The sequence below is a fragment of the Roseovarius salincola genome (assembly GCF_026891095.1).
Taxonomy (GTDB): Bacteria; Pseudomonadota; Alphaproteobacteria; order Rhodobacterales; family Rhodobacteraceae; genus Roseovarius; species Roseovarius salincola.
On sequence record NZ_JAPTNL010000013.1, the window covers coordinates 85,091 to 111,271 of the forward strand.

28 protein-coding genes and 2 tRNA genes are annotated in these 26,181 nt (G+C 64.1%); 14 read left to right on the top strand and 16 right to left on the bottom strand.

The window, feature by feature from the left end:
- The first annotated feature begins 92 nt into the window (after positions 1-92).
- On the top strand, positions 93-815 hold the full coding sequence (gene hisA / locus N5A93_RS14140) for a 1-(5-phosphoribosyl)-5-[(5-phosphoribosylamino)methylideneamino]imidazole-4-carboxamide isomerase (RefSeq protein ID WP_268955749.1): 723 nt from the start codon (positions 93-95) through the stop codon (positions 813-815).
- On the opposite strand, the gene N5A93_RS14145 is transcribed toward hisA, so the two are convergent.
- Positions 812-1,267: a DUF302 domain-containing protein gene (locus tag N5A93_RS14145; RefSeq protein ID WP_268955750.1), complete on the bottom strand. Its 456-nt coding sequence runs from the start codon at positions 1,265-1,267 to the stop codon at positions 812-814. The two genes, hisA and N5A93_RS14145, sit on opposite strands and share 4 nt — an antisense overlap.
- 102 nt (positions 1,268-1,369) lie before the next feature.
- Here N5A93_RS14145 and hisF point away from each other — a divergent pair, with 102 nt between their 5' ends.
- From hisF to N5A93_RS14160, 3 genes are read left to right on the top strand one after another with little or no spacing between them, the layout of a single operon-like run.
- Positions 1,370-2,134 (top strand): imidazole glycerol phosphate synthase subunit HisF, encoded by a 765-nt coding sequence (gene hisF, locus N5A93_RS14150; protein WP_268955751.1) that lies wholly within the window; start codon positions 1,370-1,372, stop codon positions 2,132-2,134.
- Positions 2,131-2,442, top strand: a complete 312-nt coding sequence (locus tag N5A93_RS14155; protein ID WP_268955752.1) for a phosphoribosyl-ATP diphosphatase — start codon at positions 2,131-2,133, stop codon at positions 2,440-2,442. The genes hisF and N5A93_RS14155 overlap by 4 nt, the downstream gene beginning before the upstream one ends.
- Positions 2,439-2,729, top strand: a complete 291-nt coding sequence (locus tag N5A93_RS14160) for a Dabb family protein (protein ID WP_268955753.1) — start codon at positions 2,439-2,441, stop codon at positions 2,727-2,729. Before N5A93_RS14155 ends, N5A93_RS14160 begins: the two co-directional genes overlap by 4 nt.
- A 77-nt stretch (positions 2,730-2,806) precedes the next feature.
- On the opposite strand, the gene N5A93_RS14165 is transcribed toward N5A93_RS14160, so the two are convergent.
- The 3 genes from N5A93_RS14165 to rlmB form a co-directional block, all read right to left on the bottom strand.
- A complete protein-coding gene (locus tag N5A93_RS14165; protein ID WP_268955754.1) occupies positions 2,807-3,280 on the bottom strand; it encodes a CoA-binding protein in 474 nt (157 codons plus the stop codon).
- Positions 3,281-3,478: 198 nt separating this feature from the next.
- The gene (locus N5A93_RS14170; protein ID WP_268955755.1) at positions 3,479-3,802 is read right to left on the bottom strand and encodes a hypothetical protein; all 324 of its coding nucleotides are present in this window, start codon (positions 3,800-3,802) and stop codon (positions 3,479-3,481) included.
- Between the two features lie 18 nt (positions 3,803-3,820).
- Complete coding sequence (gene rlmB, locus N5A93_RS14175) at positions 3,821-4,600, bottom strand: 23S rRNA (guanosine(2251)-2'-O)-methyltransferase RlmB (protein ID WP_268955777.1); 780 nt, start codon at positions 4,598-4,600, stop codon at positions 3,821-3,823.
- A gap of 134 nt (positions 4,601-4,734) precedes the next feature.
- Between rlmB and N5A93_RS14180 the strand changes: the two genes are divergently transcribed.
- From N5A93_RS14180 to N5A93_RS14195, 4 genes are all read left to right on the top strand, one after another.
- Positions 4,735-4,818, top strand: a tRNA-Tyr gene (locus tag N5A93_RS14180).
- 136 nt (positions 4,819-4,954) lie between these two features.
- The gene (locus N5A93_RS14185; RefSeq protein ID WP_268955756.1) at positions 4,955-5,971 is read left to right on the top strand and encodes a GT-B fold glycosyltransferase domain-containing protein; all 1,017 of its coding nucleotides are present in this window, start codon (positions 4,955-4,957) and stop codon (positions 5,969-5,971) included.
- A 168-nt stretch (positions 5,972-6,139) separates the two neighbouring features.
- The gene (locus tag N5A93_RS14190; protein ID WP_268955757.1) at positions 6,140-7,420 is read left to right on the top strand and encodes an O-acetylhomoserine aminocarboxypropyltransferase/cysteine synthase family protein; all 1,281 of its coding nucleotides are present in this window, start codon (positions 6,140-6,142) and stop codon (positions 7,418-7,420) included.
- Positions 7,421-7,577: 157 nt separating this feature from the next.
- On the top strand, positions 7,578-10,040 hold the full coding sequence (locus N5A93_RS14195) for a hypothetical protein (protein WP_268955758.1): 2,463 nt from the start codon (positions 7,578-7,580) through the stop codon (positions 10,038-10,040).
- A gap of 100 nt (positions 10,041-10,140) precedes the next feature.
- Here N5A93_RS14195 and cobT read toward each other — a convergent pair whose 3' ends face one another.
- Complete coding sequence (gene cobT, locus N5A93_RS14200) at positions 10,141-11,157, bottom strand: nicotinate-nucleotide--dimethylbenzimidazole phosphoribosyltransferase (RefSeq protein ID WP_268955759.1); 1,017 nt, start codon at positions 11,155-11,157, stop codon at positions 10,141-10,143.
- Positions 11,158-11,238: 81 nt separating this feature from the next.
- Here cobT and cobS point away from each other — a divergent pair, with 81 nt between their 5' ends.
- Positions 11,239-11,994, top strand: a complete 756-nt coding sequence (gene cobS / locus N5A93_RS14205) for an adenosylcobinamide-GDP ribazoletransferase (protein WP_502263983.1) — start codon at positions 11,239-11,241, stop codon at positions 11,992-11,994.
- Between the two features lie 57 nt (positions 11,995-12,051).
- Here cobS and N5A93_RS14210 read toward each other — a convergent pair whose 3' ends face one another.
- The 5 genes from N5A93_RS14210 to N5A93_RS14230 form a co-directional block, all read right to left on the bottom strand.
- The gene (locus tag N5A93_RS14210) at positions 12,052-12,561 is read right to left on the bottom strand and encodes a CarD family transcriptional regulator (RefSeq protein ID WP_268955778.1); all 510 of its coding nucleotides are present in this window, start codon (positions 12,559-12,561) and stop codon (positions 12,052-12,054) included.
- A gap of 298 nt (positions 12,562-12,859) precedes the next feature.
- Positions 12,860-13,198: a ferredoxin FdxA gene (gene fdxA / locus N5A93_RS14215; RefSeq protein ID WP_268955761.1), complete on the bottom strand. Its 339-nt coding sequence runs from the start codon at positions 13,196-13,198 to the stop codon at positions 12,860-12,862.
- A 55-nt stretch (positions 13,199-13,253) separates the two neighbouring features.
- Complete coding sequence (locus tag N5A93_RS14220) at positions 13,254-13,646, bottom strand: RNA-binding S4 domain-containing protein (RefSeq protein WP_268955762.1); 393 nt, start codon at positions 13,644-13,646, stop codon at positions 13,254-13,256.
- Between the two features lie 11 nt (positions 13,647-13,657).
- Entirely contained in the window at positions 13,658-16,507 is a 2,850-nt protein-coding gene (locus N5A93_RS14225; protein WP_268955763.1) for a helicase-related protein, read from the bottom strand.
- 18 nt (positions 16,508-16,525) lie between these two features.
- A complete protein-coding gene (locus N5A93_RS14230; RefSeq protein ID WP_268955764.1) occupies positions 16,526-17,035 on the bottom strand; it encodes a tetratricopeptide repeat protein in 510 nt (169 codons plus the stop codon).
- A 140-nt stretch (positions 17,036-17,175) separates the two neighbouring features.
- On the opposite strand from N5A93_RS14230, the gene N5A93_RS14235 reads away from it, so the two are divergent.
- Both N5A93_RS14235 and N5A93_RS14240 read left to right on the top strand, forming a co-directional pair.
- Positions 17,176-17,463 (top strand): SCP2 sterol-binding domain-containing protein, encoded by a 288-nt coding sequence (locus N5A93_RS14235; protein ID WP_268955765.1) that lies wholly within the window; start codon positions 17,176-17,178, stop codon positions 17,461-17,463.
- On the top strand, positions 17,463-18,473 hold the full coding sequence (locus N5A93_RS14240; protein ID WP_268955766.1) for an alpha/beta hydrolase: 1,011 nt from the start codon (positions 17,463-17,465) through the stop codon (positions 18,471-18,473). The genes N5A93_RS14235 and N5A93_RS14240 overlap by 1 nt, the downstream gene beginning before the upstream one ends.
- Here the strand turns inward: N5A93_RS14240 and N5A93_RS14245 are convergent.
- Positions 18,421-19,251: a fumarylacetoacetate hydrolase family protein gene (locus tag N5A93_RS14245; protein WP_268955767.1), complete on the bottom strand. Its 831-nt coding sequence runs from the start codon at positions 19,249-19,251 to the stop codon at positions 18,421-18,423. The two genes, N5A93_RS14240 and N5A93_RS14245, sit on opposite strands and share 53 nt — an antisense overlap.
- 149 nt (positions 19,252-19,400) lie before the next feature.
- Between N5A93_RS14245 and N5A93_RS14250 the strand changes: the two genes are divergently transcribed.
- Positions 19,401-21,221: a M3 family oligoendopeptidase gene (locus N5A93_RS14250; protein WP_268955768.1), complete on the top strand. Its 1,821-nt coding sequence runs from the start codon at positions 19,401-19,403 to the stop codon at positions 21,219-21,221.
- Here the strand turns inward: N5A93_RS14250 and N5A93_RS14255 are convergent.
- The 3 genes from N5A93_RS14255 to N5A93_RS14265 all read right to left on the bottom strand — a co-directional run bounded on the left by N5A93_RS14255 (position 21,218) and on the right by N5A93_RS14265 (position 24,489).
- Positions 21,218-22,201, bottom strand: a complete 984-nt coding sequence (locus N5A93_RS14255; protein ID WP_268955769.1) for an alpha/beta hydrolase — start codon at positions 22,199-22,201, stop codon at positions 21,218-21,220. The genes N5A93_RS14250 and N5A93_RS14255 overlap by 4 nt on opposite strands.
- Before the next feature lie 207 nt (positions 22,202-22,408).
- The gene (gene rpoH, locus N5A93_RS14260) at positions 22,409-23,305 is read right to left on the bottom strand and encodes an RNA polymerase sigma factor RpoH (RefSeq protein WP_268955770.1); all 897 of its coding nucleotides are present in this window, start codon (positions 23,303-23,305) and stop codon (positions 22,409-22,411) included.
- Positions 23,306-23,442: 137 nt separating this feature from the next.
- Positions 23,443-24,489 carry a pseudouridine synthase gene (locus N5A93_RS14265; RefSeq protein WP_268955771.1) on the bottom strand — a complete coding sequence of 349 codons (1,047 nt, stop codon included), beginning with the start codon at positions 24,487-24,489 and terminating at the stop codon, positions 23,443-23,445.
- On the opposite strand from N5A93_RS14265, the gene N5A93_RS14270 reads away from it, so the two are divergent.
- On the top strand, positions 24,488-24,799 hold the full coding sequence (locus N5A93_RS14270) for a DUF6476 family protein (protein WP_268955772.1): 312 nt from the start codon (positions 24,488-24,490) through the stop codon (positions 24,797-24,799). The genes N5A93_RS14265 and N5A93_RS14270 overlap by 2 nt on opposite strands.
- Before the next feature lie 5 nt (positions 24,800-24,804).
- On the opposite strand, the gene N5A93_RS14275 is transcribed toward N5A93_RS14270, so the two are convergent.
- A tRNA-His gene (locus tag N5A93_RS14275) sits at positions 24,805-24,881 on the bottom strand.
- A gap of 169 nt (positions 24,882-25,050) precedes the next feature.
- Here N5A93_RS14275 and N5A93_RS14280 point away from each other — a divergent pair.
- A complete protein-coding gene (locus N5A93_RS14280) occupies positions 25,051-25,239 on the top strand; it encodes a DUF6324 family protein (protein WP_085818256.1) in 189 nt (62 codons plus the stop codon).
- Here the strand turns inward: N5A93_RS14280 and N5A93_RS14285 are convergent.
- Positions 25,211-25,678, bottom strand: coding sequence for an MmcB family DNA repair protein (locus N5A93_RS14285; RefSeq protein ID WP_268955773.1), 468 nt, complete (start codon positions 25,676-25,678; stop codon positions 25,211-25,213). The genes N5A93_RS14280 and N5A93_RS14285 overlap by 29 nt on opposite strands.
- Between the last annotated feature and the right edge of the window lie 503 nt (positions 25,679-26,181).

The window sequence follows — 26,181 nt, forward strand, 5'->3', positions numbered from 1 at the left end:
CGGTGCGAATCAAGTCTGACGTGGGGTCGCGTTGCATTTCACGCGGCCCCATGCCAAATGGCGCCCAGCGTCAGCTTGCAAGGATGTTTCGCATGATCCTCTACCCCGCCATCGACCTCAAGGACGGCCAGGCCGTGCGCCTCTTCAAGGGCGAGATGGCGCAAGCCACGGTCTTCAACGACGATCCCGCCGCTCAGGCCGAGGATTTCGTGCGCGCGGGCTGCGAGTGGCTGCACCTCGTCGATCTCAACGGCGCCTTTGCCGGCACACCCGTCAACGCCGCCCCCGTCGAAGCGATCCTCGAACGCTGCAAGGTGCCCGCCCAGCTTGGCGGCGGCATCCGCGACATGGCCACCATCGAACGCTGGCTCTCCAAGGGGCTCGCACGGGTGATCCTCGGGACCGTGGCGGTCGAGAACCCTGCCCTCGTGCGCGAGGCGGCGCGCGCCTTCCCCGGCCAGGTGGCCGTGGGGATCGACGCGCGCAAGGGCCGCGTGGCGACCAAGGGCTGGGCCGAGGAAACCGACGTGCTCGCGACCGACCTCGCGAAATCCTTCGAGGACGCGGGCGTCGCCGCGATCATCTATACCGACATCAACCGCGACGGCGCCATGCAAGGCCCGAACGTGGCCGAAACCGCCGCGCTGGCCAATGCCGTGTCGATCCCGGTGATCGCCTCGGGCGGGGTCAGCTCCATCGCCGACCTCGAGGCGCTCAAGACCTGTGGCGCACCGCTCAACGGCGCGATCTCGGGGCGCGCGCTCTATGATGGCGCGATCGACCTGGCCGAGGCGCTTGCGGTCATGCGCGCCTAGCGCCCCGCCGCTTTCTCGGTCAGCTTGCCCAACGCGCCGCGCATCTTCTGGATATAGCCCGCGTTCTCCTCGATGCCGGGCAGATCGTCCAGCGTCGCGCCGGGGTCCTCATAGGCCAGCCAGACCTGCCCCTCGCCATCCTCGTAGATCAGCACCTTGAGCGGCAGGTAAAGCCCCGCCAGCGCATTGGCCTGCATCGGCGGCGTGCCCAGCTTCGGGTTGCCGAAGATCAGCAGTTGCGACGGCGCCAGCTCCATGTCGGCACCGGCGGCACCCGCCCCGTGATCGACCCTCGCGAACACCGTGGCGCCCGCGCCCTCGACGGCCTCCACCAACGCATCCATCGTGGCGCCCACATCGCCGCCCGCCTGCATCCGCAGGATGTCCTCTTCCGAGGCCGCCGCCCCCTGCGCCATTGCCGCAAGCATCATCGCTCCCAAAATCCGTCTCATCGCATTCTCCTTTCACATGCCTGAATGTCACGCCCCTACCCTCTGGAAACCCGCGCGCTTTGCCCATAAACAATTCCGTGACACCAGAAACCCGGACCCGCCATGCTCAAGATCCGCATCATCCCCTGCCTCGACGTCGCCGATGGCCGCGTCGTCAAGGGCGTGAACTTCGTCAACCTGCGCGACGCGGGCGACCCGGTGGACGCCGCGCGCGCCTATGACGCCGCGGGCGCCGACGAGCTCTGCTTCCTCGACATCCACGCCACCCACCAGAATCGCGGCGTGATGCTCGACGTGGTCAGCCGCACCGCCGAACAATGCTACATCCCCCTCACCGTGGGCGGCGGCGTGCGCAGCACCGAGGACGTGCGCGCCCTGCTGCTGGCGGGCGCCGACAAGGTCAGCTTCAATTCCGCCGCCGTGGCCGATCCCGACGTGGTGCGCCGCGCCGCCGACCAGTTCGGCAGCCAATGCATCGTCGTCGCCATCGATGCCAAGACGGTCAGTCCCGGCAAATGGGACATCTTCACCCATGGCGGGCGCAAGCCCACCGGCATCGACGCGGTCGAATTCGCCCGCCTGGTGGAATCCAAGGGCGCGGGCGAAATCCTGCTCACCTCGATGGACCGCGACGGCACCCGCGAAGGCTTCAACCTGCCGCTCACCCGCGCGATCAGCGACGCGGTCGACATCCCCGTGATCGCCTCGGGCGGGGTGGGCACGCTCGACCACCTCGTCGACGGCGTGACAAAGGGCGGCGCCAGCGCCGTGCTGGCCGCCTCGATCTTCCATTTCGGCACCTTTACCATCCAGCAGGCCAAGGATCACATGGCCGCTCACGGCATCCCCACAAGGACAGGCGCATGACCCTCGAGGAACTCGAACAGATCGTCGCCACCCGCGCCAGCGCGCCCCCCGACGAAAGCTGGACGGCGCAGCTTCTGGCGCGCGGCCCCGAACACGCCGCCCGGAAATTCGGCGAAGAGGCCGTCGAGGCCGTGATCGAAGCCGTGCGCAATGATTCCGACCGCCTCACATCCGAGGCCGCCGACGTGCTCTATCACCTCATGGTGATGCTGCACGCGCGCGACGTGGCGCTCGCGGACGTGATGGACGAACTCGCCCGCCGCCAGTCCCGCTCGGGCCTTCAGGAAAAGGCCGCCCGCCCGCGATGATCCGCCATATCGTCTTTTTCACCGCCCGCGACGCGGCCGATCTCACCGAAATCGAGACCGGCCTCAACCTGCTTTCGGGCATCCCCCATGCCCGCCATTTCGAGGTCCGCCCCAACCTGCGCGCCGACCTGCTCTCCAATGCCGATGTCGATTTCGTGGTTTACGCCGAATTCGATTCCGAGGCCGACCTCGCCGCCTACAAGGCGCATCCGCTCTACCAGGCCTCGATCGACCGCGTGCGCCCCCTGCGCGACACCCGCATCGCCGCCGATATCGACGCCGGCTGAACGGCCCGCACTTTCATTGTTCCCCAAATACTCCGGGGGAGTCGCGCCATGCGCGACGGGGGCAGCGCCCCCTTTCCCTACAGTTTCGAGGAAATCACCCCGGTATTGAACCCGCCCATCCGCAGCTCGCCGAAGAGGCGCTGATATTCGATCTTGGGGCAGCGGTTCATCACCACATCCACCCCGCGGGCCCGCGCCACCCCGGCCGCCGTCTCATTGACGACCCCGATCTGCATCCAGATCGTGCCCAGTCCGGGAAAGGCCGCCAGCGCCTCGTCGACAATCGGCCCCACATGCTCGGAGCGGCGGAAAATATCCACCATGTCTACCTTGCCCCCGATCTCCCCCAGGCTGGCCACCACCCGCGACCCGAACAGCATCTCGCCCGCATGGCCCGGATTGACCGGCACCACCTCGAACCCCTTGAGGCTCAGGTAACGCGCCACGTAATAGCTCGGGCGCACCGGGTTCATCGACACGCCCACCACCGCCACGCGCCGCGTGCGGGTCAGGATCTCGCGCAGAAAGGCGTCTGAATACTCTTCGTTCATGGCGCGCAACATAGCCTGCCTGCACTGAATAAAAAAGCGCCCAAGGAAAACCTTGGGCGCCAGTCGCGGAACGAGGGACAGTGAAGTGAAACGCCGATGTTCCGTATCAGCGCTTCCAAGTCATAGATAGGAACGCTTTCGAAGATAAAAAGAGTTTGTAAAGGCTTTGTGATCACGTCTTCGCGACCGCCCCACCGCTCAATCGAACAGGTCCTCGACGATGTCCCACACTTCGCCCCAGATCTTGCGCCTCAGCGATTTGCGTTTCTTCCTGGCCTTGTATTCCCCCTTGCGACGCGTGTCACAAGAACGGGATTCGAACCCGGCACGGCGGGTCTTGCGTGGTTTTTCCATCACCGGCGCGGGGCTGGATTTCTTCACGCTTTCAGCACGCTGCGGCATGGCCTTCATCTCGTGCAGCGGCGCGCCGCAGGCCGGGCAGCTCAGCTCGTGGCGTCCCGGCGCCAACACCAGCACCGCGCGCGTGCCGCAATAATTGCATGTGGCGATCTTGCGGTACATGTCGTCCCGTGCCCTTGTTCAGCGTCTGGAAGCATATAAGGCCACCGCCGCCGCGTTCGAGACATTGAGCGACCCGAAGTCGCCCCAATAACCGATTCGCGCCAAAGCGTCGCAGCTCTCGCGCGTCTTCTCGCGCAATCCCGGCCCCTCGGCCCCCAGCACGAGCGCCACCGCGCCGTCGCGGCGCCCGTCAAGCGCGGTCTCGATATCGGCCTCGGCCTCGCCCGCAAGGCCCAGCACCAGGTAACCCATGTCCCTTAACGCGCCGATCGCCCGCGCCAGGTTCGTCACCCGCAGGTAGGGCTGGCGCTCCAGCGCCCCGCTCGCGGTCTTGGCCAGCGCGCCGGTCTCGGGCGCCGAATGATGGCGCGTCGCGATCACCGCGCAGGCGCCGAACACCTCCGCCGAGCGCAGGATCGCCCCCACGTTATGCGGATCGCTCACCCGGTCCAGCAACAGCACCCGTGGCGGCGCCTCGCCCGGCGCGGCGGCGCAGATATCTTCCAGGCTGCCCCAATCCAGCGGCTTCACCTCCAGCGCCGCGCCCTGATGCACCGATTGCGGGTCAAGCGGTGCCGGAAACTTGCGCGGATCGGCCATCTCGGGCGCGATCCCGGCGGCGCCGATCGCCTCTTGCAGCTTGTCGGCGGCGTTCTTCGTGACGATCAGGCGCAACTTCTCGCGCGCCGGATTCATCAGCGCATCGCGCACCGCATGCAGCCCGAAAAGCCAGACCGTCTCGGCGCCCGCCGCCTTTTTCGCCTGTTCCTTCTCGATCACCCAGCGGGGTTTCTTCACGGCCATGCTCGCCCTTTCCTGATGCGCGGCGACAATGCGTGGCCACGCAGGGCGGCGCAAGCCATTTTCGGGTTGACGCCCCAGACCCGCTTTCCTAAATACGCCCTCACGTCCGGGGCAATGTCCTGGTCAGTGGGCGACAGGCCGCAAGGTGTGGCAGGGGACTGTAACTCCCTCGCGGAGACGCACGCCAGGTTCGATTCCTGGGTCGCCCACCACTTTCTCCTCTCCTCCTTCATTCCATCGCCACCCGGATCAAGGCCTGCGCCGTTCAGACGCGCGTTCCCCCTTCTGCCCGCGCCGCGATGCCCCTATAGTGCCCCCAGAGGCAAAATACCGGGCAGAGTGCGAGTGATGGCCGCCAAGGCGAAAACCAGACCCACGCCCCAAGCGGCGTTCAACATCCTGATCGTCGCGCAGGGCGGGCGGCTGCAATACGAGGCGCTGATCTTCGCGGCATCGCTGCGCGCCAGTTCCCCCGCCTTCTCCGGTCGCCTCTTCGTCGCCGAACCCCAGCCCGGCCCGCTCTGGACCAGCGACCCCACCATTCGCGGCGACGACACCCGCGCCCTGCTCGCCGAAATGGGCGCCGAGATCATCCCCTTTGCATCGCGCCATTTCGGCCAGTCCTACCCCTATGGCAACAAGATCGAGGCGCTTTTCGCGCTGCCCAAGGGCGAGCCTTTCGTCTTCTTCGACACCGACACGCTGATCACCGGCGATCTCGCCGCGGTGCCCTTCGACTTCGCCCGCCCCAGCGCGTCTCTGCGCCGCGAAGGCACCTGGCCCGAGATCCAGCTCTACGGCCCCGGCTACACAGCCACCTGGAAAGCGCTCTATGACAGGTTCGGTCTCGATTTTCAGTCCTCGCTCGATCCCGCCTGGCCCGATGAATTCTGGCGCCGCTACCTCTATTTCAATGCCGGGTTCTTCTATTACGAATGCCCGCATGAATTCGGGCAGCGCTTTCTCGACTATGCGCTCTCGATCCGCGACGACCCGCCCCCCGAACTGATCTGCCAGTCGCTCGACCCCTGGCTCGACCAGGTGGCGCTGCCGCTGGTAATCCATGCCTTGGGCGGCGGGCGCGACACGCTGCCCGCGGGGCTGCTCGACGGCGCGGTCAGCTGCCATTACCGCATGCTGCCGCTCCTTTATGCGCGCGAATCCGACCATGCGGTTCAAGTGCTCGAGCAGGTCTGCGCGCCCAACCGCATCAAGAAGGTGCTGAAATCCCACGATCCGATCAAGTTCATGGTCTATCACGGCCGCGGCCAGAAGGTGCGCGCCCTCTTTGACCGCGACGATCTCCCCCGCAAGGAACAGGCGATCCGCAACACCATCAAGCGCAACGGCTTCTGGATGCGCTAAGGCGCGCCGCCCCCCTTCATCTGGCCGCAAATACCTCGGGGGGTCCGGGGGGCCGGCCCCCCGGACCTGGCCCGAAGGCACCCCCCTCCACCTTGCCATGCCAGTTGTGAGCCCGCCCGCGATGCCCTACACATTCGCTCAGCGAGTTCCACAGGGAGGGCCAAAGACATGGCATACGGCTTCGACACATTGCAGATCCACGCGGGCGCCCGGCCCGATCCGGCCACCGGCGCGCGCCAGACGCCGATCTACCAGACCACCGCCTACGTGTTCCGCGATGCCGAACATGCCGCGGCGCTCTTCAATCTCCAGGAAGTGGGCTATATCTATTCGCGCCTCACCAACCCCACTGTCGCCGTGCTCCAGGAACGCGTCGCCACGCTCGAGGGCGGCGCCGGGGCGGTCTGCTGCTCCTCGGGCCATGCCGCGCAGATCATGGCGCTCTTTCCGCTCATGGGGCCGGGCCTCAACGTGGTGGTCTCGACCCGGCTCTATGGCGGCTCGATCACCCAGTTCAGCCAGACGATCAAGCGCTTCGGCTGGTCCGCGAAATTCGTCGATTTCGACGATCTCGACGCCGTTGCGGCGGCGATCGACGACGACACACGCGCGGTATTCTGCGAATCCATCGCCAATCCGGGCGGCTATGTCACCGATCTCGACGCCATCGCCGCGATCAGTGACAAGGCCGGGCTGCCGCTCATCGTCGACAACACCTCCGCCACGCCCTACCTGTGCCGCCCGATCGAACATGGCGCCACGCTGGTCGTGCATTCCATGACCAAGTTCCTGACCGGCAACGGCACCGTGACCGGCGGCGTCGTGGTCGATTCCGGCACCTTCGACTGGTCCGCCTCCGGCAAGTTCCCCTCGCTCAGCGAACCCGAACCCGCCTATCACGGCCTCAAGTTCCACGAGACCTTCGGCCCGCTGGCCTTCACCTTCCACGGCATCGCCATCGGGCTGCGCGACCTCGGCATGACCCTCAACCCGCAGGCGGCGCATTACACCTTGATGGGGATCGAAACACTCAGCCTGCGCATGCAGCGCCATTGCGAGAACGCGATGACCGTAGCGCAGTGGCTGGAAAACGACGACCGGATCGAGGCGGTCACCTATGCCGGCCTGCCCTCCTCGCCCTATCACGACCGCGGCGCGCGGATCTGCCCCAAGGGCGCGGGCGGGCTCTTCACCGTCACGCTCAAGGGCGGTTATGACGCCTGCGTCAAGCTGGTCGACAGCCTCGAGCTCTTCTCGCATGTGGCCAATCTGGGCGACACCCGCTCGCTGATCATCCACTCCGCCTCGACCACCCACCGCCAGCTTTCGCCCGAACAGCAAAAGGCGGCGGGCGCATCGCCCGACGTGGTGCGGATCTCGATCGGGATCGAGGATTCCGACGACATCATCGCCGATCTCGACCAGGCGCTCGCCAAGGCCACCGCCTGACCGCCAACCCACCGCCAGGGCCGCATCTCCGGCCCTGGCGCGGCACCTCTTCGGCGCGAAGCCGCACATCCCTTTCCCTCGGCGGGAAGCTGCTGTAAAATCCGGGGCCTGGGCGGTGGACTCCCACCGGCCCTGACCCGATGCTACTGCGGTGCAAATGAAACCGAATTTCGCCCTCACACTCTCGTTCGACGGCCTGGCCCTTCTGCACCGGGCCTATCCGGGCTGGCACAGCGTCGGCGAGGTCTCCTTTGACGACCCCGACCTGCACGGCGCGCTGGCGCAGCTGCGCGACAAGGGGCTGGCGCTTGATTCTGCCGGGATGACCTCCAAGCTGGTGATCCCCGAGGACCAGATCCGATATCTCGATTTCGATCCCGACGGCGCCAGCGGCGAAGCGCTGGAACAGGCGGTGCACGACCGGCTTTCCGGCGCCACCCCCTACGCGATCGACGATCTCGCCTATGACTGGTCCTTCGAGGCCGGTCAGGTCCATGTCGCCGCCGTCGCCCGCGAAACCCTCGACGAGGCCGAGGAATTCGCGGCCCGCTACGGATTCAACCCGGTCTGTTTCGTTGCCATGCCCGCGAACGGCCGCTTTGTCGGCGAACCCTGGTTCGGGGAAGCCGCGCAGGCCCAACAATATATACCATCGGGCGCGCTGCTCGAACGCGACAGCGCGGCGATTCGAATCATCGGCGCGGCGCCCACCCCCTCTTTTGCCAATGAACCGGAGCCCACCCCCGCCGCACAGCCCGCGCCGCAACCCGAACAGCCGCCCGAACCGCAACCCGAAGATCAACCCGAACCAGAAACCGCGACCGAACCAGCGCCCGCGACCGAATCCGCCGAAGGAACGGACAGCCCGGCGCAGGACGCGCCCGCCCCCAACGCGGGCGAAGAACCGGCCCCCTCCTTCCGCTCGGTGCGCGCCAGCCGCGATGACGATCCCGCGCCCGCGTCCCGCCGCCTCGAAGGCGCGGCGCGCGGCCTTACCACGATCGCCCCCGCCGACAGCGCCGCGCCTCCCGTCACCGGACGCCCCGGGGATTGCGCGCGCAGCCATGACGCGCCCGACCTGCGCGCCACACCCGGCGACCGGCTCCACACCGGCGACAGCGACAGCGCCACCTCATCGGACGCGCTCAAAGACGATCCGGCGGCGGCCTTCTTCACGCAGCGCGACGCCGCCGTCAGCAGCGTCACCGCCGCCCCGCCGCCCCCCGCCGACGAAAAGCAGCGCATGACCATATTCGGCGCGCGCGAATCCGCACCCGTGGGCGGCAAGCCGCGCTACCTGGGTCTGGCGCTGACGGCCGCGCTGGTGCTCTTCCTCGTCGCGGTCGCCGCCTGGGCCTCGGTCTTCATGGACGATGGCATCTCGGGCCTGTTCCGCTCGAAACCCGAATCGCAGATCGCGCTTGTACCCGCCCCCGAGGACTCCCCGGCCGACATCGATGAAAGCGACGCCGGCGACATCGCAAGCGATCCGGCACTCCAACCCGTGCCCGAACCCGAGCCCGAATCCGCGCCCGATCTTGCCTCACGCCCGGCAGCCGAGGACAGCCCCGCACAACCGGAGCTGGCACAAACCCCCGGGACCGAGCTTTCTTCCGACCAACTGCTCGCCCGCTACGCCGCAACCGGCATCTGGCAACAGGCCCCCGAAGCCCCAAGCGCCCCCGGCCTGATGACGCTGGATGATTTCTACCAGACCTCGATCGACACGCCGGTGCGCTCCAGCGATGCCGTGGCCCTGCCCGCGGTCGATGCGCTGCAACCCGACACCGCGCCCGAACGCCCCGCCGATCCGGTTGCCCCCGGCACCCGCTTCGTGATGGACGAGCGGGGCCTGGTGGTGGCCACGCCCGACGGTGCGCTCACACCCCAGGGCGTGCTTGTCTATGCCGGCCGCCCGGCGCTGACACCCGGCAACATCCCGGACCGGCCCAGCGGGGCTTCCATCGCCACCGCCCTGCCCGAGGCCGAAACCCTGCGCCTCTTCTCGGTGCGCCCGCGCACGCGCCCCGACAACCTCACCGAACAGAATGAACGCGGGCGTCTTGGCGTTGGCGGGCGCAGCCGCGCAGAATTCGCTGCCCTGCGCCCCCGAACGCGCCCCGAAGGTATCGCCCGCCAACAGCAGGCCGCCGCCGACCCGCCGCTGATCGTCGATTCCGAGGCCGTCAATGCCGCCCTGACCGAGGCCGCGCAGGAACCCGACCCTTTCGCCTCGGCGACGCCGCAGGCGGTTTCATATTCGCTCAAACCGAACATGCGCCCCGGCAATTTCGAAAAGATCGTGGCCAATACCCGCACCAGCGACCGTTCAACCCCGGTCAGCGCGACGCAGCGGGTCGCGCCCAGTGCGCCCACGGCCACCACCGTGGCGCGCGCGGCCACCGAACAGAACGCCATCTCGCTGCGGCAGGTGAACCTGATCGGGGTCTATGGCAGCCCCTCCAATCGCCGCGCGCTCGTGCGTCTGGCAAATGGCCGCTACCAGAAGGTCCAGGTCGGCGACAAGCTCGATGGCGGGCAGGTCGCCGCCATCGGCGAAAGCGAACTGCGCTACCAGAAACGCGGCCGCAATATCGTGCTGAAAATACCCAAGGGCTGACCCCGGCGGGCGCTCACATGCGGGTTTTGTACCAAACGCGCGCGCCGGTCCCCGGTTTCGGTACAAAACCGGGGTACAAAACGGACGTTTCGTACACTCTTCAGCCCTCCGAAACCCCCGCCTCGGCGAATGTCGCCATGCCCGAATGACAGGCCAGAGCGCCCTTGACGATCGCCAGCGCCAGCGCCCCGCCCGAGCCCTCGCCCAGTCGCATCCCCAGCGACAGGATAGGTTCTTTATTAAGTATTTTCAATAGCTTGGGGTGCGCGACCTCGGCGCTCACATGGCCTGCCAGCGCATGATCCAGCGCCCCCGGCTGCGCCACATGCAGGCAGGCCGCCGCCGCGGTGCAGATAAAACCATCCAAAATCAATGGGATACGCAATGTCCGGGCGCGCACCATCGCACCCGCCATCGCCGCGATCTCATGTCCGCCCAGACAGCGCAGGGCTTCCAATCCATTGTTTTCACATGATTTATTGGTCTCGACACCGCGTGCCACGACCTCGGCTTTATGGGTCAGCGCCGCGCCCGCAACCCCGGTGCCGGCCCCCGTCCAATCCCTAGCCTCACCCCCGAATAACGCCAGCGAAATCGCCGCCGCACTGGTGGTGTTGCCGATTCCCATCTCGCCGACGACAAGCAAATCCGCTTTTGAATCAACAGCTTGCCAGCCTTTCGCCAGCGCCTCGACAAAGGTGGATTCGCTCATCGCCGGGCCTTGTGTAAAGTCCCGCGTCGGCGTTTCCAGCCCCAAAGCATGCACACTCAGCCCCGCTCCGAAGGTCTCGGCCAATTGGTTGATCGCCGCGCCGCCGGCCTCGAAATTGGCCACCATCTGGCCCGTCACCTCTGCCGGAAAGGCCGAAACACCCTGCGCCGTGACCCCATGGTTTCCTGCAAAAACAATGACTTGCGGCGCTTCTACCCGTGCCCGTTCATCCCCGCGCCACCCGCAATACCAGGCCGCGATATCTTCCAACCGGCCCAGCGATCCGGGCGGCTTGGTCAGGCAGGCATCGCGGGCCACTGCTGCCTCGCGCGCCGCTCTTTGGGGCGGCGGAAGCTCTTGAAGAATATCAATAAATTCTGCCAGCGAGGTAAAGTCTTGGCGCATCGTGATCCCCGTTGCATGCTCTTTTCAACCTGTGTATCGCAGCGGCACCTGTGAGACGCAGCCCCAAAAGGCCAGATTCCGATGAAAAATAACGAACCCATTGTAAAGAAACAGGATTTTTTCATCGCGATGGCTTTGCTCAGTCGGCTTCCGGTGCATGTGGACGGGTTCGACAGAGGCGCCCGCGCCGCCTGGGCCTATCCGCTGATTGGTCTGATCATTGGCGGGGTCGCGGGAAACGCCGGGATCATCGCCCATTGGATTGGCCTTCCATTCGGCCTTACTGCTCTGATTTCATTGGTATTTATGGTTGTCTTGACCGGCGCGATGCACGAGGACGGACTGGCCGACACCGCCGATGGACTCTGGGGCGGCTGGGACCGCCTCCGCCGCCTTGAGATCATGCAGGACAGCCAGATCGGCACATACGGCGTTCTGGCTCTTTTATTCGCGTTTTCAGCACGTTGGGCAGCCCTCTGGGCTCTGTTCTCGGTCGGTCCCGGTGCAGCCCTCAGCGCGATCCTGGTTGCCAGCCTCTTGTCGCGCGCCACCCTGCCCGCCCTGATGGCCGCCCTGCCCAATGCCCGCGGCTCGGGCCTGTCGCATAGCAGCGGCCCTTGCCCGCCGCAAACCGCCTGGCTCGCCGCCGCACTGGCCTTTGCCCTCTCGCTCCTGCTGCTCGGCTTCGGTGCTATCTCCGCGACGCTTATCGCCGGGCTTGCGGCACTCGGGGTGGGAATGACCGCCTACAGAAAGATCGGCGGACAGACCGGCGACATACTTGGCGCGGCGCAGCAAGCCTCTGAAATCGCGGTTCTTTTACTGCTGCTCACGTAGCATGAACAAGGCCGTGCCCATTCGGGCACGGCCTTCATTCATCTGTGTAACGCTAGGTTAAGCGGCGCGCGAAACCAGAACATCGTCGACCTTTTTGGCCGCCTGCACCTCGTCGCCACCGCTGACCGCGGCCACTTCGCGGGTCAGACGTTCAAGTGCGGCCTCATAGAGCTGGCGCTCCGAATAGCTCTGCTCGCGCTGATCGTCGGTCCGGTGCAGGTCGCGTACGACCTCGGCGATGGCGATCAGGTCGCCAGAGTTGATCTTCTGTTCATACTCTTGAGCACGGCGCGACCACATCGCGCGTTTCACCTTGGCCTTCCCCTTGAGCGTGGACATGGCCTTGGAGACCACATCGGGGCTCGACAGGCCGCGCATCCCCACTTCGGTTGCCTTGTTCGTCGGCACGCGCAGGGTCATCTTGTCCTTCTCAAAGGAGATCACGAACAGTTCCAGTTTAATGCCGGCGATTTCCTGCTCCTCGATCGACACGATCTGGCCAACCCCGTGCGCGGGGTAGACAACGTAGTCGTCAGGGCGAAACTCGGACTTCTTCGATTTGCTCATTCGGGTCTTCCTCAAACAGCTGTCTGTTTCGGCGCACCGGGAATTCGGCTCATTGGCGTTCAGCCCCGTGAGACGCAAAAACAGCGCAAAAATATCCATCTCCTGTCGGCATGGCGGGAGGATGGATGTCAGGCAGCGATCTTCATTTGTAACAAGTATGTAGCACAAAAAACGTGCTTTCGGAAGTGCCCGTACTAAAGTCGTCGCGCTTTGACCGTATCTTCAATGCCTTGAGGGCGTGTCTTCGTGTAAAATATCAGGTGCCCGGATGCGCCGACCCCGAATCGCGCGGGCGTCTTCAGCCGCCCTCGCCCGGTTTCTCCGAGAAATACTTGGCCAGCTTGCCATCTTCACCGTCTCGATCCTCTGCCTCTGGCAGCTGATCCTTCTTGGTGATGATCACGGGCCACATTTCCGAGTATTTACGGTTGAACTCGACCCATTCTTCCATTGCCGGTTCGGTATCGGGACGTATCGCATCCGCAGGACATTCTGGTTCACACACACCGCAATCGATGCATTCGTCGGGGTGGATCACAAGCATGTTCTCACCCTCGTAGAAACAATCCACGGGGCACACCTCGACACAGTCAGTATACTTGCACTCGATGCAGTTGTCCGTCACGACATAGGTCATTGCAGTTTCTCACGTCTCTGCCGCTAGTGGGTTTCACCTAATCCACAGCCGGGGATCAATCAAGCGCATCCCGGCGGTTGAGATCGAGTTTGCGCCGATCACGCTTGGTCGGACGACCTTTTCCTTCATATTTGGGTCCGGCTGGGACATTTAGCCGCTCCGCCGGGGGTGTCAGGTCCTCATAAAGCGCCTGCGCCTCGGCGGCAGGGCCGCGCCGCGCGCCAAGCGCGAGGATACGGATCACCCGCACCTGCCGGGCCTGCGGAAAGGTCAGAACGTCGCCCGGCCCCACAGAATGCGCGGCCTTTGCGATCTTGTCGCCATTCACCCGCACATGGCCGCCAGAAACCAGCTTCGCCGAAAGGCCACGCGTCTTGAAGAAACGGGCATGCCACAACCACTTGTCGATGCGGGCTCTGGCGTCGGTGTTGATATCCTGCTGCTGCACGGGCCGACCGCTCAGCCTTTGTCCTTCAGCCCCATAAGAGCCGCGGCAAAGGGGTTGTCCGGATCGATCTGATCTTTCTTGCGGTCTGGACGTGCCGAGAAGGTCTTGGGGCCGTTATCGCCACGCGGTTTGCCCTTGCCTCCGCCGGGCTTGCCGCCCTTGCCACGCGGTTTGCCGCCACCGCCCTTGGGCTTGGCGCGCCCCTCGTTGCGCGCACGTCCGCCGCGTCCGGCCCAGGTGAAGGTGTAAAACACCTCGATCTCGGGTTCGGCAGGTTCGGCGGCAGGGGCTTCGCCGGGCAGGACCTCGCCTTCGCTGGCGGCGGGAATGCCCTCGACCTGCTCGGATTTCTCGGCGGGGTCGGCGGCAATCGGGGCTTCGCCTTGATCGGGAATGGCCTCGGCCTTGGCTTGGGCCGTCGTCTCAGCGCTTGCTGCCTCGTCTGCCGGGGCTTCCTTCACAGCCTGATCGACCGGTTTCACCTTTTCGCGCTCGCCACGTTCGCCCTTGTATCCAAGGCCGTTCATCAGATCAGCGAATTGCTCCAGCGTCATGCCGGTGATCGACAGCATGTCGGCCGTGGCCTCGAACCCGCCACGGCTGTCTTCTGCGCGCAGCATGTCGGCCAACCGCTCAAGCATGTCGATACGGATCGCCCGCTCTCCGGCCGCGCGGTAGCCCGCCATCGAATGATAACCGCGCGGCACGGCGCCGGGGGCACCTGCCGGCACGGTCACAAGACCAGGCGGCGGCGCCTCTGGGAACTCTTCGAGCCCCTGCGACAGCGACCACAGCAACAGCCTAAGCCGCGTCGGCGCAGGCTTGAGCAAAAGCGGCATGAAGATCGTGAACTGGCCAAAGCGCACACCGTGCTTGCGCAGCGCGCCGCGCGCGTCCTGATCAAGGGCCTTCACGTCGTCGGCCACGTCGCCGCGCGGAATGATGCCGAAATTCTCGACCAGCCGGAACCCGAAACCTCGCGCCAGCCCGTTCAGGTTTTCGTCGCGCTGGATATTCAGCAGCGGTTCGAAGAGGGTCGCCACCTTGCGGTCGATGAAATGCTGCAACCGGCGTTGCACTTTCTGCGCCACCTCAGAGCCCGCCACGTCGTCGACGAAACCTTCGGCCTGCGGTTTCAGCGGGTCCGCGCCCGCAACCAGCTTGCCGATCGCCTGCTCGCCCCACATCAGCCCGCCCTGTTCGGTGTAGTCGATCTCGGTGTCCGGGGCATTGTAGAACCGGTCAGCCTTGAGGTGGAAATGCGGGGCCAACGCCTGCAGGCTGGCCTGACGCACCGCTTTTTCCTCCTGTCCGGGCGCACCCTTGTCCTGGATGAACCGGAATCCCTCAAGACGCCCGACGAATTCGCCTTCGACCGTCACCTCGCCGTTTTCGTTCACATCGGCCACCATGGCCTCCTTCTGCTTGAGCCGGCGCAAGAGCACGGATGTGCGCCGGTCCACAAATCTCTGGGTCAGACGCTCGTGCAGCGCATCCGACAGGCGGTCTTCTACCGCGCGCGTTTCGCCGCGCCAATGGGTTTCGTCATCGACCCAGCCTTTTCGCTGCGCAACATAGGTCCAGGTCCGAATATAGGCGAGACGTTTGGACAGCGTGTCAATATCTCCGTCCGTCCGGTCGATGCGGCGGATCTGGCGCGCAAGCCAGCCGCCGGGGATGTGACCATGTTCGTGCAGGTCGTTGAAGATGGTTTCCAGCAGGCTGGCATGCTCGGCCTGGCTGATGCCCCGAAAATCCGGCACGCGGCAGACATCCCACAACAGGCGCACCGAAGGCCCGTCGCCGGCGCGTGCCCGCACGGACGCCACCTGCGACAGGTTTTTCAACGCGCACAGATCGTCGGCCTCGCGGGCGCGGCTCAACCTCTCATCCTCGGGCCGGGCCTCGAGCGCGGCGATCAGCGCATCGACATTGCCAAAGGGCAACTTGGCATTGCGCCACTCCAGCTTGCGGATGGGTGTGAAGCGGTGGTCCATGATCGCACGCGCCACCTCGTCGGGCAGTGCGGGCGCCTCGCCGGTCACACCGAAGGTGCCATGGCTCATGCCGCGCCCGGCCCGGCCCGCGATCTGTGCCAGTTCGTTGGGCGCCAAAGGCCGCATCCGCCGCCCATCGAACTTGCTCAGGGACGAGAACGCCACATGGTCGATATCAAGGTTCAACCCCATGCCGATGGCATCGGTGGCCACCAGGTAATCTACGTCGCCATTTTGATAAAGCGCCACCTGCGCGTTGCGCGTACGTGGGCTGAGCGCGCCCATCACCACCGCCGCACCGCCCTTCTGGCGGCGCAGCACTTCGGCAATCGCATATACATTATCGACCGAGAAGCCCACAATTGCACTCCTTGCAGGCATTTTGCTTATCTTTTTCGAACCTGAGTAGGAAAGTTGCGACATCCGCTCACGACTAAGGAATTCCACCCCCGGTACCAGTGCGGCGATCGCGCCCCGCATCGTGTGCGACCCCAGAAACTGGGTTTCACGCAGACCGCGCATCTTAAGCAGGCGATCCGTAAACACATGGCCGCGCTCGGGATCGGCGCAAAGCTGAATCTCGTCGATAGCTACGAAATCGGCTCCCAGCCCCTCGGGCATCGCCTCAACGGTGCAGACCCAGTATTGGGTGCGCTCGGGCACGATGCGCTCTTCGCCGGTGACAAGCGCCACTACCGAGGGTCCGCGCAACGCGACGATCCGGTCATAGACCTCCCGCGCCAACAGGCGCAGGGGCAAACCAATGATCCCGGTCCGATACCCCAGCATCCGTTCTACCGCGAAATGCGTCTTGCCGGTATTGGTGGGGCCCAGAACCGCGAGGGTTCTTGACTGCTCGGCCATCGGCCATCTCCGTTCAGATCAGAGGTCGCGCCCGCCGACTTCGGGACCGAGACGGTCTATCGCCGCGCGGGCGGCTTCGTGATGAGGGTGAATCTCGAGAACGCGCGAAAAAGCCTCATATGCCATGCCAGGGCGATTCACCTCTTTCAGCACGGCGCCGAGGCTGTAGATCGCGTTGAAGTGCCGTGGCGTGATCGACAGGGCGCGCTCCACATCGGCGAGCGCCGGGCCATACAGCCCCTCCCGCGCAAGCGCCACCGCGCGCATGTGCCAGCCTTCGGCGAAATCCGGCGCATGATCGGTCAGCGCCGTGAAATGCCCGATCGCTTCTTCCGAATCACCCGCCTCGAGGGCGCCATTGCCCCGCTTGAGCAGCAGATCCATCGCGGGCGACCCTGATTGGGTGAAGGCATGTTCGATATCGCGGGCAACGCGACGCGCTTCGGCCGGGGTTTCAGCGGTCTTGAGTGCCTCGAACAGCCCATCCAGCCGCGCAGCGTCTGACGCGGCGGAAGGTAGGGAAAACATGACTACAGCAAGAAGTGCCGCGACGATACGATTGAGGTGATGCATGGTTGCGCTCATAACGACTCTGAATGTAGCGAGTGGAAACCGGATTCACACCCCCCGGAACGACAAACCACGAAGATCACCAGGAGGATCACCACATGAGCGACCTAATCGACAGCGCAGTCAACGCCCTCAACGGGAAAATGAGCGACGGGTTCGATGGCAACGCCAAATTCGTGATCGAGAACGAAGGTTCGATCATGGTCGACGGCGATGGCGCACGCGCCGCCGACGAAGAGGCCGAGGTCACGCTGACCGCGGATGCCGACACCTTTCAGGCGATCCTCGATGGCGACATGGACCCGACGGCGGCCTTCATGTCGGGCAAGCTCAGCGTCGATGGCGACATGGGAACGGCCATGAAGCTGGGCAGTGTCCTGGCCTGATGGAAAAAGCCCCCTTCTTCGCAGACGTGGCCGATGGCCCGACCGATGGTGCGGCCTGGTGGCTGATCACCGCGGACGGGGTGCGCGTGCGGGCGGGGTTGTGGGGCGGCTCGAAACCGCGCGGAACGGTGCTTCTGTTTCCGGGGCGCACCGAGTATATCGAGAAATACGGGCGCACCGCGGGCGACCTCGCAAAGCGCGGTTACGCGACCTTGGCGCTGGATTGGCGCGGTCAGGGTATTTCGGACAGGCTGACGGGCGATGCCATGTCCGGTCATGTGATGCGGTTCACAGATTACCAGCATGACGTGAACGCCATGATCGCCACCGCCGAGGCGCTCGACCTTCCGCGCCCCTGGCATCTGTTGGCGCATTCCATGGGCGGCTGCATCGGGCTGCGGGCAGTGTTGGAGGGCCTGCCAGTTCAAAGCTGCGTCTTTTCCGGCCCGATGTGGGGTATCAAGATCTCCGGTTCGCTGCGCCCGCTTGCCTGGTCCCTGTCATGGACCAGCAGCAAACTGGGCATGGGCGAGCGATACGCTCCCGGCACCGACCCGGAAAACTATGTGCTGACCGAACCCTTCGCGACCAACAAGCTAACCGGCTGCCCGGACATGTATCAATACATGATCGACCAGGCGCTCGCCTATCCCGAGCTTGGCCTTGGTGGCCCCAGCCTGCATTGGCTCTACGAGGCCCTGCGCGAAACCCGCGCACTGGCGCGCGAACCTTCACCCGAGCTGCCATGCTTGACGGTTCTGGGGTCAGAGGAAGACATCGTCGACCCCGCCCGGATCATCGAGCGCATGTCGCGCTGGCCCGACGGGCGGTTCGAGGTCATAGCGGCTGGCCGCCACGAGGTGCTGATGGACACGCCCGAAATGCGCGGCGACGTGATGGAACTGATCGGCAGGTTCCTTGACGCGCCTCGGGATGTCGCGCACGAGAAATCCCCGACTATGGATCACGCGCGACCGGTTGCCGCTGACGCCCAAGCCCGTCAATCGTAAGCTCCATCACGTCGCCCTCTGACAGGAACCGCCTGGGCGACATGCCCATCCCGACTCCGGGCGGGGTGCCGGTGGCGATCACGTCTCCGGGTTGCAGGCTCATCATCTCGCTCAGATGTGCGATGATCTGCGCCACGCTGAAGATCATCTTGCCGGTATGACCGGTCTGCATGCGCTCACCGTTCAGATCCAGCGTCAGGTTCAGATCTTGCGGATCGCCCGCCTCGTCTGGCGTCACCAGCCAGGGGCCGATCGGGCCAAAGGTGTCGCAGCTCTTGCCCTTGGTCCACTGGCCGGAGCGTTTTGCCTGAAAGGTGCGCTCGGAAACGTCATTCACGATGCAATAGCCCGCCACATGATCGAGCGCGTCGGCCTCGCTCACGTATTTCGCCATTTTGCCGATCACCACGCCCAGTTCCACTTCCCAATCCGAATGCCGCGAGCCGCGTGGCAGGCTGACCGTATCGTTCGCACCGATGATCGAGGATGTCGCCTTCATGAACACGATCGGATGTTCGGGCGGCTCCATTCCGGTTTCCGCAGCATGGTCGGAATAGTTGAGACCGATCCCGATGAACTTGCCCACGCGCCCCACTGGCGGGCCAAGGCGCGGCGCCCCCTCGACAAGTGGCAGCGTGGCGGGGTCGATCCGAGGCAGGTCAGTCAGCACCGCCCCGACGATATCGGGCACGACCCCAGACAGATCGCGCAACTGCCCTTCATCATCCAGCACCCCGGGGCGTTCCAGTCCCGGCTCTCCATATCGTGCGAAACGCATCGCGTGCCCCCATGTCCATTACGTGCCGTCGCAAGATAACCGCTGGCCGGCGCCTTGCAAGGGAGCGCATTGCGATATCCCCTGATCAAGGCTTGAGCCGCCCCCCTGCCCCGCATATGTGTGTCACCTGACAAAAAGGAGGCTCTCGCATGTTCCATCTGCCCGTTCCCGCCCACGACGCCAATGCCGGTTCCGGTGACGACAACCTGGGCGCCCTTCCGGAATGGGATCTGACGGATCTCTACGCCAGCACCGAGGCCGCCGAACTCAAGCGCGATCTGGACTGGCTGGAAAAGGCCTGCGCCGATTTCGCCGCCGATTACGAAGGCAAGCTCACCGAGCTGGATGCGGATGGATTGCTGGAATGTATCCGGCGCGACGAGAAGATCAGCAATATCGCCGGGCGCATCATGTCCTATGCCGGGTTGCGCTATTACCAGCAGACCACCGATGGCGGACGCGCCAAGTTCCTTTCGGATTGCCAGGAAAAGATCACCACCTACACGACACCGCTGGTATTCTTCTCGCTTGAGCTGAACCGGCTGGACGAGGCCGCGCTGAGTGCGATGTATGCGCAAAACGCCGAACTTGCCCGCTACAAGCCGGTGCTGGACCGCATCCGCGCGATGAAACCGTACCAGCTATCCGACGAGCTTGAAAGATTCCTGCACGATCTTGGTGTTGTCGGCGACGCCTGGGAGCGGCTTTTCGACGAGACGATCGCGGGTTTGAGCTTCACCGTCGATGGCGAGGAACTGGGCATCGAGGCCACGCTGAACCTGCTGACCGATCAGACACGCGCCAAGCGCGAGAGTGCAGCACGTGAACTGGCCCGCGTCTTCGGGCAGAACGTCCGCACTTTCGCCCGCGTCCACAACACCTCGGCCAAGGAAAAGGAAGTGATCGACCGCTGGCGCGGCATGCCCACGCCCCAGACCGGGCGCCACCTGTCGAATGATGTTGAACCCGAGGTCGTCGAAGCGCTGCGCGATGCCGTTGTCGCGGGCTATCCGAAACTGAGCCACCGCTATTACGAACTCAAGCGCAAGTGGCTGGGCCTTGATCGGATGCAGGTCTGGGATCGCAACGCGCCCTTGCCCATCGAGGACAAGAAGATCGTCGATTGGGACGGGGCGCGCGACATCGTGATGGAGGCCTATTCGGCCTTCGATCCGCGCATGGGTGATCTGGCGGATCCGTTCTTCAAGAAGGGCTGGATCGACGCCGGCGTCAAACCCGGCAAGGCGCCGGGTGCCTTCGCCCATCCCACGGTCACCGACGTGCACCCCTATGTGATGCTGAACTATCTCGGCAAACCGCGCGACGTCATGACCTTGGCGCATGAGCTCGGCCACGGTGTCCATCAGGTTCTGGCCGCCGATCAGGGCGAGTTGCTAGCCAACACCCCGCTGACACTGGCCGAAACCGCCAGCGTCTTCGGCGAGATGCTGACCTTCCGCAAAATGCTTGAAAAAGCCTCGACCCAGACCGAACGCAAGGTCCTGCTGGCGGGCAAGGTTGAGGACATGATCAACACGGTGGTGCGCCAGATCGCGTTCTACGACTTCGAGTGCAAGTTGCACGATGCGCGCCGCGGCGGTGAACTGACGCCCGATGACATCAACGCCCTGTGGATGTCGGTCCAGGCCGAATCACTTGGACCCGCCTTCGACTTCATGGACGGCTACGAGACCTTCTGGGCCTATATCCCGCATTTCGTCCATTCGCCCTTCTATGTCTATGCCTATGCCTTTGGAGACGGCTTGGTGAACGCGCTTTACGCCGTCTACGAGGAAAACCCCGAAGGGTTCCAGGACAAGTATTTCGAAATGCTCAAGGCAGGCGGATCGAAGCACCACAAGGAATTGCTGGCGCCCTTCGGCCTCGATGCTGGCGATCCGGCCTTCTGGGACAAGGGGCTGAGCATGATCTCGCGCCTGATCGACGAGTTGGAAGCGATGGAAGACTAACGTGTGCGACCGATCGTGCCGCCACCCGGAATCGGCAATGCCCCGGTTTCGGGCGGTGGGGCCTCGAGCACCATGTAATCGTCGAATCCGCCACCGCCCGTCGAAGCCTGCGAGAACATGCCCCGAAGCAACGAAATCGCCGCAGGGGACGTCGCAGGCACCGAGTGATTCAACCCCTCGCCATCGGCGAGCGCGGTGAAATCGATCACATTCACGTTCAGCCCTTCGACCGTCTCGGGGCCATCGATCACGCCGAGGCGCGGTTTTCGCCCGGTGATGAAGCTGGCCAGCGATAGCGCCCGGTCCTCGCGCGATACGAAAATCAGGAACGGCTGCGGCAGCTTCCCGATCGCCTCGACCTGACTGCGGAAGAGGTCGGGGTCGAGATCGGGCGACATCAGGATCACACCATTGATGCGTGACAGCAATGCCCGGTCACCACGCAGAGCGGCCTGACGCATGACCTCCATGACCAGATGCGATCCCATCGAATGCGCCACCAGCAGGATCGAGCTGTCATCATATGCTGTGATCTTCTTGAGCACCCTTTCCAGATCGTCGCGGGCGTAAAGAACACTGTCACGATCATAGATATAGCCGCGCGGATCTCCCGCCGACAGCCACGAGAACAGGACGGAGGACATGCCGAGATCGAAATCGGCCTGGATCTGTGCCAGTCGATACATCGCGTCCGACAGGGTGTTGTTGTAACCATGCACGAAGACCATGGTTTCGCGCATCGTTGCATCGCGCTTCATCTCGCGCACGAAGTTGTCGGGCCGGTCATAGACCTTGGTATCGGTAACCACGAAATTCAGCCCCGGGTCCGCCGGTTGCCCCCGCTTGGGCCATTCGATTTTGCCGGGCGCGTGAACCGGCGGAATGGATACTGTGGCCCTGAAGAAGTTCAACTGTTCATTGCGCGGCTGACCGAACGTCTGGCGCGGGCGAGTCAGGTCGCGCTGCGTGGCGACATACACATGCTCTATCGTTGCATCAGCAGTCAGGGGACCACGATCCGCTGTCGGTCGCGGCGCGCAGGCTGCAGCCAGAAGTACGGCACCAACCAGAATCGCCTGCCACGCGCGTGTCGTGTTCCTTAAGGAAATCATTACCTTAAATGGTATCAAAAAACCTCTCCCGTATTACGGGAGAGGCTATCCCCATTTCGTGCCTGCGCCAAGCGATCAGGCCGAGGGCAACATTCCTTTTTCACCGGCAAGGTCGCGCATCCGCTTTTGAAGTTTCTCGAAAGCACGCACCTCAATCTGGCGAATGCGCTCGCGGCTGACGTCGTATTGGCTGCTCAGGTCTTCCAGCGTGATGGTCTGATCGCTCAGCCGACGCTGCGTCAGGATATCCTTTTCGCGATCATTGAGCACGTCCATCGCTTTGGCCAGCAACTCGCGGCGCGCTTCCAGTTCGTCGCGGCGTTCGTAATCTGTGGCCTGGTCGGCATCCTCGTCCTCAAGCCAATCCTGCCATTCCATCGTGCCTTCGCCCTCGGCGCCGACACGGGCGTTGAGCGATGCATCTCCACCCGACATGCGCCGGTTCATCGAGATGACCTCGGCCTCGGTCACACCGAGATCGGTTGCGATCCGCTTGACGTTCTCGGGGCGCAGGTCTCCCTCTTCAAGCGCGCCGATCTTGGCTTTGGCCTTGCGCAAATTGAAGAACAGTTTCTTCTGGGCGCTAGTCGTGCCCAGTTTGACCATCGACCAGCTGCGCAGGATGTATTCTTGGATGCTCGCACGAATCCACCACATGGCATAGGTGGCCAGTCGGAAACCGCGCTCCGGGTCAAATCGCTTGACCGCCTGCATGAGGCCGACATTCGCCTCGGAAATCACTTCGGCCGTGGGCAGGCCATAGCCGCGATAGCCCATGGCAATTTTGGCCGCCAGACGCAGGTGACTGGTGACCATCTTGTGGGCGGCTTCGGTATCCTGTTCCTCGACCCACCGTTTGGCGAGCATATATTCCTCCTCCGGCTCCAGAAGGGGGAATTTCCGGATTTCCTGAAGGTAGCGGTTCAAGCCGCCTTCCGGCGATGGTGCCGGGAGATTTGCGTAGTTACTCAACTCTTGTGTCCCTCCCAATGTTTATAGGGTTAACATAAAGATGGGGCCTCTGAAGCCCGGCTTCAAGAGGATTTACCTGTAAAAGATTAACAGATGAGGGCCCCAAAAGTTCCTTTTCCGACAATGTGACATCGCGCTCACGCAACCGTGCAGGATTCCCCGCCGCGCAAAGCCGCGATCAGCCCGGCCATGTCGGCGGGCAACGGCGCCTCGAAGCGCATATGCTGCGCACTTACGGGGTGCTCGAAGCCCAGGAACGCAGCATGAAGCGCCTGACGAGGAAAATCGCGTGCCGTTTGCAGTGCGGCATCCGGCAAGGCGCGCAGCGGCAGTTTGCGCCGCCCGCCATAGACCTGATCACCGATCAACCCGTGCCCCGCATGGGCCATGTGCACGCGGATCTGGTGCGTGCGCCCGGTTTCCAGCCAGCATTCCATCAGCGCGGCGACAGCGGGCTGACCGAACCTTTCGACCACTCGGGCGCGCGTCACCGCATGGCGCCCGCCCTGAAACAGCACCGCCTGCTTCTGACGGTCGGTGCGGTGGCGCGCAAGCTGGGTGGTGATGCGCATGATGTTGCCGCTTTCAAACCCCACGCCACGCAGCCCGCGCAGCCGCGGATCGGCGGCGTCGGGTACGCCATAAACCACAGCGCGGTAATACCGCTCGACACTGTGCTTTTCGAACTGTGCGGCCAGCCCGTGATGCGCCCGGTCCGACTTGGCAACCACCAGAAGACCGCTGGTGTCCTTGTCGATGCGATGCACGATGCCGGGACGTTTGGCCCCGCCCACCCCGGAAAGGGTCTCGCCGCAATGGTGCAGCAGCGCGTTGACCAGCGTGCCGCCGGGGCTGCCAGGCGCGGGATGGACCACCATCCCCGCAGGCTTGTTGATGACGATCAAATCGTCATCCTCGTGGATCACATCGAGCGAGATATCTTCCGCCCCGATATGGCTTTCCTCGGCCTCTGGCACGGTGATCTCGACAAGGTCACCCTCGCCCACACGCGCCTTGGGTTCGCTGACGCGGATGCCGTTCACGCGGACCGCGCCTTCGGCGATCAGCCGGGCAAGGCGCGTGCGCGACAGTGCCGCGTCCTCTGGCACATCGCGGGACAACGCCTTATCAAGGCGGGGTGGCGGATCGGCCGCGATCCGGAATGAAACAAGGGTGGACGACATGGACAACAGCCCCGAGCCTCAGCCGGTCGACCCGGCGATGTTAAGGTATCTGCGCCTGCTGGTCACGATCCTGACGGGCACGATGATTGCCGGGGTTCTAGTCATCATCTTCCTGCTTGTCACCCGCTTCGCCGACAAGGGCCCCGACCTGCCCGAGGCGATCGAACTGCCAGGCGGCGCGAGTGCGCAGGCCTTCACCCAAGGGCGGGGCTGGTTCGCCGTGGTCACCGATGACGACCGCATCCTGATCTATGACCGCGTCACTGGCCAATTGCAGCGCACAGTCCAGATAACACAGGACGGGTCGTGAAGGGATGGTACCGCCTGCCCGGCTCGAACGGGCGACCTCTTGATCCACAATCAAGCGCTCTAACCTACTGAGCTAAGGCGGCACACGGGCGCGATGTAACTTTCCCGACCGGCGAATGCAAGCCTGTTGAAGCGCGTTTTGCCAGCTTTATGCGGGCGATCATAGCGGGGGCGCAGAAGGGTGCGGGGCGCATCCGGCTTGCCATTCAACGCAGAAACGAGTAGGCGCATACCTCTGTGCAGGAGGCCGTCATGGGCATCAATACCGAACGCGATATCGAAGCCAATCTTCAGATCGGGCCGACCGACCAAGGCATGGTGCGCCTGTTCATCGAAGCCGATGGCATTGAAATCCCTATGGATTTTTCCCCCGACGAGGCCGAGGAGATCGCCGCCGAGATCATGGCCGCGATCAAGGCGGCGCAGGCCCGCTCTTCCTGAGGCCGGGGTCGCGAAGGGATTGGTGGCGCCGGGCGGCGTGGCGGGCGAAGCGGCGGGTCAGGGCCGTGCGCCGGGCAGCGGCAAGACGGGTTTCAGGCCCCATGCGCAGGATCTCGGCGTCATAGGCATCGGCCATGATCAGCCCAGTATCATCGGGCAGAAGATCCACCGGAAACGCCGCATCCACCGCCCAGAAATACCGGTCACACCAGCCGAGATAGCCCTGCCACTTGCTGTCTGAGGCGAAATCGGCGCGCGATGATTTGCACTCGATGATCCAGATCTCACCCTTGGGACCAAGCGCCATCACATCCACGCGCCGTCCACGTTCGGGGGTGAATTCCTCAATGGAAACAAAGTCATGCGTCAAGAGATGGCGGCACACGCCACGCGCCAGAAGCTGGCCGGGACGCGCCAATTCCTCGGGGTTCGGTTCCATGAGGACAGTATGAACATATGGAGAACATGCGCAACCCCCCGACGCCCCCTTGTCGCGTTGTCCTTTAAGCCCTAATTAGAGGATTGGCGGGTGCTGCCCTTCTCGTGAACGGTTGCATTCCGGTGGCCTTAAGCAATTCCGAGGGAGCTGGCTCTGATCAGGCCGTGGTCTGGTTACCTCCGGCGCCCACCTGTATATACAGGTCCTCGGGAATGAGAGAACCAAACGGTTGCGTGCGGGCCCGCCACTTGATCCCGCGTACAAAACGTCTGTTTTGTACGCGGGTTTCGTACCAAAATCGGCATGTGCCCGGAAAGTTTGGTACAAAACGCCGAAAACCCCTCAGAACAGCCCCGAAAAGTGACCGCATCACGCGTGGCGCGCGGCGGAAAACCGAGCGCCCGGGTAATCCCCCCGAAAATCAGTGGTGTTCAAAAGTAGAATTTTCTCGGCAAGATATCTGAGGAGATTTACGATGAAGAACGGACGATACAGCGATGCAC